3 protein-coding genes and 3 pseudogenes are annotated in these 6505 nt (G+C 57.3%); 4 read left to right on the top strand and 2 right to left on the bottom strand.

From position 1 onward, the window contains the following. Nucleotides 1–243 (top strand): transposase (locus IVB50_RS16560; RefSeq protein ID WP_247296352.1); only part of this gene is annotated, 243 nt, incomplete at its 5' end. A gap of 574 nt (nt 244–817) precedes the next feature. Further along, nucleotides 818–1074 (top strand): annotated as a pseudogene (locus IVB50_RS16555) (transposase); the annotation flags it as partial. A gap of 239 nt (nt 1075–1313) precedes the next feature. On the opposite strand, the pseudogene IVB50_RS16550 reads toward IVB50_RS16555, so the two are convergent. Continuing rightward, nucleotides 1314–2365: pseudogene (locus IVB50_RS16550) on the bottom strand (IS110 family transposase). Nucleotides 2366–2427: 62 nt separating this feature from the next. Between IVB50_RS16550 and IVB50_RS16545 the strand changes: the two are divergent. Further along, a pseudogene (locus IVB50_RS16545) lies at nt 2428–3357 on the top strand (IS3 family transposase); the annotation flags it as partial. Between the two features lie 116 nt (nt 3358–3473). On the opposite strand, the gene IVB50_RS16540 reads toward IVB50_RS16545, so the two are convergent. After that, entirely contained in the window at nt 3474–4643 is a 1170-nt protein-coding gene (locus tag IVB50_RS16540; RefSeq protein WP_247296558.1) for a Xaa-Pro peptidase family protein, read from the bottom strand. A gap of 731 nt (nt 4644–5374) precedes the next feature. Here IVB50_RS16540 and IVB50_RS16535 point away from each other — a divergent pair. Next, the gene (locus IVB50_RS16535) at nt 5375–6454 is read left to right on the top strand and encodes an extracellular solute-binding protein (RefSeq protein WP_247296557.1); all 1080 of its coding nucleotides are present in this window, start codon (nt 5375–5377) and stop codon (nt 6452–6454) included. Nucleotides 6455–6505 lie beyond the last annotated feature (51 nt).

The following is a 6505-nucleotide window of genomic DNA, read 5'->3' as shown; positions in this document are numbered from 1 at the left end:
GATGGCGACGGCTTTCGCGCCGAAATCGTCAATCGCGGCGCGAAACCCGTCATTCCAAACAAATCCAACCGGGTAACCCTCCACAGCTTCAGCAAGCGCCTCTATAAAGGGCGCAATGTTATCGAGCGCTGTTTCTGCCGGCTCAAGGATTTCAGGCGTGTTGCTACTCGCTACGACAAACTTGCCAGAAACTTCTTGGCCGCCGTCCACCTCGCCGCTCTCGTCGCTTATTGGATCAATTGAGTCTGAACCCTAACACTCGCAGGAAAACGATAATCGGCAATCTTCTCGCTCGGAGGCCCATGCATCCAGCTGAATTTCTTGGTTTTACGCAGGAGTTCTTCGCCAAAAAGGGGAAGCCCCGCTAGCCTGCGTACTGACTGCATTGTACCGCGCATCCGGTCTTAAACTCGCAAGCGCGTAACGGGCTCGAAGGTAGGATGGCCCGGGACAAAGCCTCTCAAGGTATTCGTTTCGCTGGACAGTCGACGTGCTTAAGATGAACAGCTTTCGTGCCATCCGGGAGCTTTCGGTAGTCGCCCCTTTCTACTGCCTCCAGCGTTCCGCAACTGGCTCGCGGCTGAGAGCCCCGATTGCAAGAGCCAAGCTAAAGGGATCGATCGCGGGATTGCGGCCACTCACGTAGAAATTGCCAAAGAGGTGTTATGAAGAACAAATCGACCTTCTAACGCTTCGGGAATGGGCAATGATCCTCCTCACTAACAACCAATAATTCGACACAACCGCCTCTAGATGACCTTGCCCCCTGGACTTAATCCAGATTGAAGTTCGCTCTGGCCCATATGAGGACCAGAGCATGAAGCGCAGCCGCTTTACGGAAGAGCAGATCATCGGGATTTTGAAGGAGCACGAGGCTGGCGTGTCGGTTGTCGATCTGTGCCGGAAGCACGGCGTCAGCGATGCCACATCTACAAATGGAAAGCCAAGTTTGGCGGGATGGAGGTCTCGGAGGCCAAGCGGCTGAGGACGCTGGAGGATGAGAACACGCGGCTGAAGCGGCTTTTGGCCGACGCCATGCTGGACAATGCGGCGTTAAAGGACCTCCTGGGAAAGAATGTATGACCCGCCCCGCCCGTGCAAGGTCGTTTAATGAGGACGATGCAGTCTGCACAAATGTATCCGGCCTCTTGCAAGTGGGCCGCTGTTGCGGTCAGGCCATGATGAGATCCGCGCGTGCCGTTCCCAGATAAATGGTTCGGGCTCGAAGCCCGCTTTTTTGCACAGAGTTTACGGCGCGCCGATCGACTGTTTCGTCATCACCTTCACGAACCTCGCAGTCTGGAACAAACGGATCAGCTAAAGGCCGGATCCCGCCGTTCGTAGCTTGCGCCGGGCTTGGTCATCACCACCCATGCGATCCGCGCAATCTTGGCCGCCAAGGCGACGGTGACCTTGTTAGTGTGCATGCGTGCCTGAAGTCCATCAAGCCACGCGCCAAGGCGGTATCGCGAGCGATCAAGATGAGTCACGCAGGAACGGGCGCCATGGATGATCATCCGGCGCAGATATCGATTGCCGCGCTTGCTTATCCCCAGCAGCTTCGTTTTGCCTCCCGTAGAATATTCTCTCGGGACAAGACCTAGCCAAGCTGCCATATCGCGGGCCTTTTTGAACTGGCGGGCAGATCCAGCTGCTGCCAAAAGCGCCGTCGCGGCCAGCGGACCAATGCCCGGGATGGTCATCAATCGACGTGCGGTATCGCTTTGAGAGGCAATTGCCTCAATCTCGCGGTTGACCTCGGCAATCCGCAGCTCCAGCTGCCGCAGCTCGTCGAATGTAGATGCAAGAATGCGACGCATCGCCGAGGTTAGATCATTCGACTGATCGGCCAAAACCCTCGGCAGATCAGCCTTGAACTTGCCGGCGCCCTGGTGAATAGCGATCCCATATTCCAGGCAAAAAGCGCGCATCTGATTGATGAGGCACGTCCGTTGCGACATCATCCGATCGCGAACACGATGCAGCGCTTGCAGGTCAATGTGCTCAGGCGACCTTAGCTCGACGAAGCGCATCGTTGGTCTCGTCACGGCTTCGGCGATCGCCGCGGCATCGATGATGTCATTTTTGTTGGACTTCACATATGGCTTCACGAATTGAGCTGGATAATGCGAACGGTGTGCCCCATGGCGGCGATCTTGCGGGCCAACCATTGCGAGCCGGAGCAGGCCTCCATCCCCACCAAAGCCGGCCCTGCACGTTCGAAGAACTGCAAGAGCGTATCGCGCCGAAAGGTCGCCTTCTGGATCGGCATTCCGGCGGCGTCGAGCCCAACGACGTGGAAAAGGTTCTTGCCAATGTCGATCCCAAACACCGTTGCCGGCCTGGGCTTGTTCCGTGTCCTCATTGCTTCCTCCTTTCAAAAGCCAACTCAGTCTGACTGAGAGGACGGGGCGGGTCATCCCATTAGTGGTGACGCCCGCGGGGAAGCGGAAAGCTGTCGCCCATCTCGTGGACGCCCACGGGATGAGCGAACGGCGGGCGTGTAAAGCCATCGGCTGTTGCCGCATGACCATCAGATATCGGACGACCCGGGCGGACGACGCGGCCCTACGCCAACGCATGAGAGCGATTGCCGAGGTGCGCCGTCGCTTCGGCTATCGGCGCCTGCATGTTCTGCTCAGGCGGGAGGGCTATCTGGTCAACCACAAGAAACTGTTCCGGCTCTACCAGGAAGAGAGGCTCGCGGTCCGTCGCCGTGGTGGCCGCAAGCGGGCGCTCGGGACCAGGGCGCCGATGGTGGTGCCTATAGCGCCGAATGACCGCTGGTCGCTCGACTTCGTCTCCGACCAGCTCACCGATGGCCGCCGCTTCCGCATCCTGACCGTGGTCGACGAGTGCACGCGCGAATGCCTAGCGTTGGTGGCCGACACCTCGCTGTCGGGCTCCCGGGTGGCGCGGGAGCTGGACCGGCTGATCATCGAGCGCGGCAAGCCCAAAATGGTGGTCAGCGACAACGGCACCGAATTGACCAGCAACGCCATCCTGACATGGGCCGATCAGAGCCGCGTCGCCTGGCATTACATCGCGCCCGGCAAGCCGACGCAGAATGCCTTCATCGAAAGCTTCAATGGCCGTCTCCGAGACGAATTGTTGAACGAGACGCTGTTCACGTCGCTGGCCCAGGCCCGGGTCGAACTCGGACATTGGCGGGCCGACTACAACGATACGCGACCTCACTCGCAACTCGGATGGAAAACACCATCGGAGTTTGCCTTCACCTGCAACCCGCGACGGGATCTGGAGCTGCGCTATGCCGATGGCTCCGCACCAGCTCCCGTCGCTACCACCGCCCATTCGGGTAAATCCAACAGCCGGGGCGAACTCAGGACTGGATAAAACTTGGGGGCAACGTCATAGAATACCGGCCTAACATTGGCAGCCCACTATGCTGCGAAAACGAACCTACAAAGTCCCTGCAGGTCCGCATCGCGTCAGGGCCTCGGTCTCCAAACTCAGATCTCGAAAATGACCCGCGGCAGCTTTGAGAACGCCTCGGCGCCAGTGTTGGTGACCCGGAACGTCTCGCTAATGACGTAACCGAAGTCTTCGTCGATCCAATTCCCGAGCATCAGATGAAAAGTCATATTCGGCTTTAAGACTGTGCGGTCGCCTTCCTTGAGGCTGGCCGTCGGTTCTGTCCAGTCGATTCCGATGGCGTAACCGCACCGTGATTCCTTTTGCACGCCGTGCTTTTTCATGGCCGCGTTGAATGCGGTGGCGACATCGCCGCAGATGGCCCCCGGTTTGACAGCAGCGAGTGCGGCCTCTAGACCTGCCACCTCAGCTTCATGGACGCGGCGCAAGCGGTCTGAAGGCTTACCAATTGACATGGTTCGCATCAGCGCCGACGTGTAGCCATGACGCACTCCGGCAAATTCCAGATTGATTTGCGATCCTTGTCGGAAAGCATCCTCGGTCCAACGAATATGGGCCGTGGCCGAACGCGGCGAGGCGCACAGGAAGAAGCCCGCAAGGTCCGTGCTTGGCTTGCCATCAACGCCGTGCACCAGTGCCCCGATGATCTCAGCGGCCGCGTCTGCCTCTCTGACGCCCGGACGGATAACTTCTGTCGCTCTCGTCATGCCAGCATCGGCGTTCGCTGCGGCCTCCCGCATGACGGCGATTTCGAGATCGGATTTAATTCCCCGGATCCAGTGGACTCCATTAGCGAAATCGACAATCCTCCCTTTCGAAATTCTGACCTTGAATTTTTCGGCTGTTTGGGCCGAGATGGCCTTTGTCTCAAGCCCGACTCCCCCGCTAGCAAGGCCCTTGTCATGCAGGAAGTCGATGATCGAATCGAAACCGTCCAAGTCGGGATTGGCGATGAGATCTTCGGCATAACCGATGACGCGGCTGCTATCGAAGAACATTTGATGCATCGCCGCCGGTGCATCCATGCGCCGCGTGAAAAAGGTCGGCTCTTCTTCCTTTAGCGAAAGGATCAGGCCTTGCGGCACGTATCCGGATTTGCTGGTGTAGCCGGAGAGATACGTGATGCTGGCCGGACTTGTGACCATCAGCACGTCGATCTCGCGCTTTTCCATTTCCGCTTTAACGGCGGCGATTCTTCGTAGATATTCGGTTCGCGGGAACGCCTGCGGCGCTTTTGGCATTGCCATGAGTTTTACTCCTTTTGTTGGGCATTGCGTTCTTCAGTTGTGACGGCAGATCACTGAATTTCGGTTCTGCGCAATATCCTCTGCCGCTTGCTTCAGTTCGGCCAAGCGCCTCTATCGCGCAAATTGTGAGGAGATGCGCACCCCGCGCGGGCCGGCTTCGCGAGCCGCACACAAGGCTGTTCTTTGGGGACAAAGCAGCACTTGCTTGCGCTCTCCTCCGTCTCCTTTCTTGGAAGACGAGTTAGGATACTTGCGTCGCATACATGTTTAAGCCCCATTTCCGCGTCGTGGGTACGAATTCCTGCACGAGATGGGTCATTTCACAAAGATTTCTCCACGCCCAAATCAAGGCGCAAATGCTGGCCCGACCTCTCATGCGTCTTGCAAGAGGGTAGGGTCCGCTGTCAGAGTATCACCCGAGGTTCAGTCTCGGATCGTCAAACTGCTCAGGGCTTCACGATCTCGACACTGGTTGGGATTTGCCGGCCGCCGGGCCAAACAGCACCTTGGCTTTTAGCAGCCTCGGACTCGCGCTCTGGTTCTGTTCGAAGGCTTCGGGCCTAGCGGATCTCGCCCCCCAATGTCACCTATTCATGACATAAAAACTTCGAATTTTGCGGAATTAGAGCCGAATTTCGGCTATGCTGGGGCTCACTCCAGAGAAATTCCCTCCATGAGGGGGTGCATGCTCTCGAACAATCAGACATGCACCTTCACAAGGGAGAACGAAGATGTCCAGATCACGCCGCGAATTCTTGAAAGGCGCTGCCTCGACTGCCGCTCTTGCTGCTGGCATCTCCTTAGCGGGTGTTACGGGGGCTCGGGCCGAAGAGACAATTACTGCCGTCGAATGGGGTGGCAACTACGGCAATGAAATGAAGAAGCTTGCAGCCAAGCAGTCTGACGTCAAAATCAACTGGCAATTGCATGCTGGTGGCGCCACGGCCATCCTCCCGAAGATCAAAGCAAAATGGCCAAACCCCGGTATAGACCTTTTGACCGGATGGGATCCATCGTGGCAAATAATTGCCCGTGAGGGCTGGGCAGAGCCCGTAACACCGGAAAAAGTTCCTAACTTAGCAGACATTCCGCAAAAGCTGCTGGTCAAAGACAGCGCGGGAAATATTGTAAACATTCCCCGCACCATCACGGCGATGATCTGGTTCTATCGGGAAGACAAGGCCCCATTCCAGATCGCCAAGATCGGCGATCTCTTGGACCCCCGATTGAAAGGGAAGATTTGTTTCCCCGTTCCCTCACTGGGCTCCAACCTCCAGATGCTGACGCTGGCCCTGCACAACGGCGGTGACGAAAGAAATATGGAGCCGGCTTGGGAGTTCATGAAGAAACTCGCGCAGAGCGGAAACATTGGGCGCGTCGCAAACGCGGACAGTGACATCACCAATTCGATCACGTCGGGAGAGACTTGTATCACCATGCAAGGTGGCGCCGGCCCCATTGAGCGGGGACGCGATTTTAGAATCCGCTACTTGAGCAAAATGGATAAAGGATCAGGATTCCGGACGTTCGTTTACCACGAGGGATGGTGCGTTCTGCGGGGCGGACATACCGACGCGGCATTCAAGTTCGCAAACTTTGCAATCGGCCCGGAAACGAACACGGAGTTCAACCAGGCTGTCCGCGCGGTTCCCGTAAACGTCAAGTCAAAGGTGGTGGATGAAATCAAGCCCATCTCGTTCAACAACGAGGAGATGGAAAAATATGTCTATATTCCGGATTGGGCTTATCTTTCCACGCAGACGGACGCCTGGATGAAGCGCTGGGAGCAGGAGATCGCACCACTGCTTTAGCTGCTGCACGATTGTTAGCCTAGGCTGTAAGCCTTTCAGGCTGGAGAGAAC

Origin of the sequence: Bradyrhizobium sp. 87 (assembly GCF_023073015.1) — a bacterium.
Taxonomy (GTDB): Bacteria; Pseudomonadota; Alphaproteobacteria; order Rhizobiales; family Xanthobacteraceae; genus Bradyrhizobium; species Bradyrhizobium canariense_D.
This window is presented reverse-complemented; position numbering and strand designations above follow the sequence as displayed.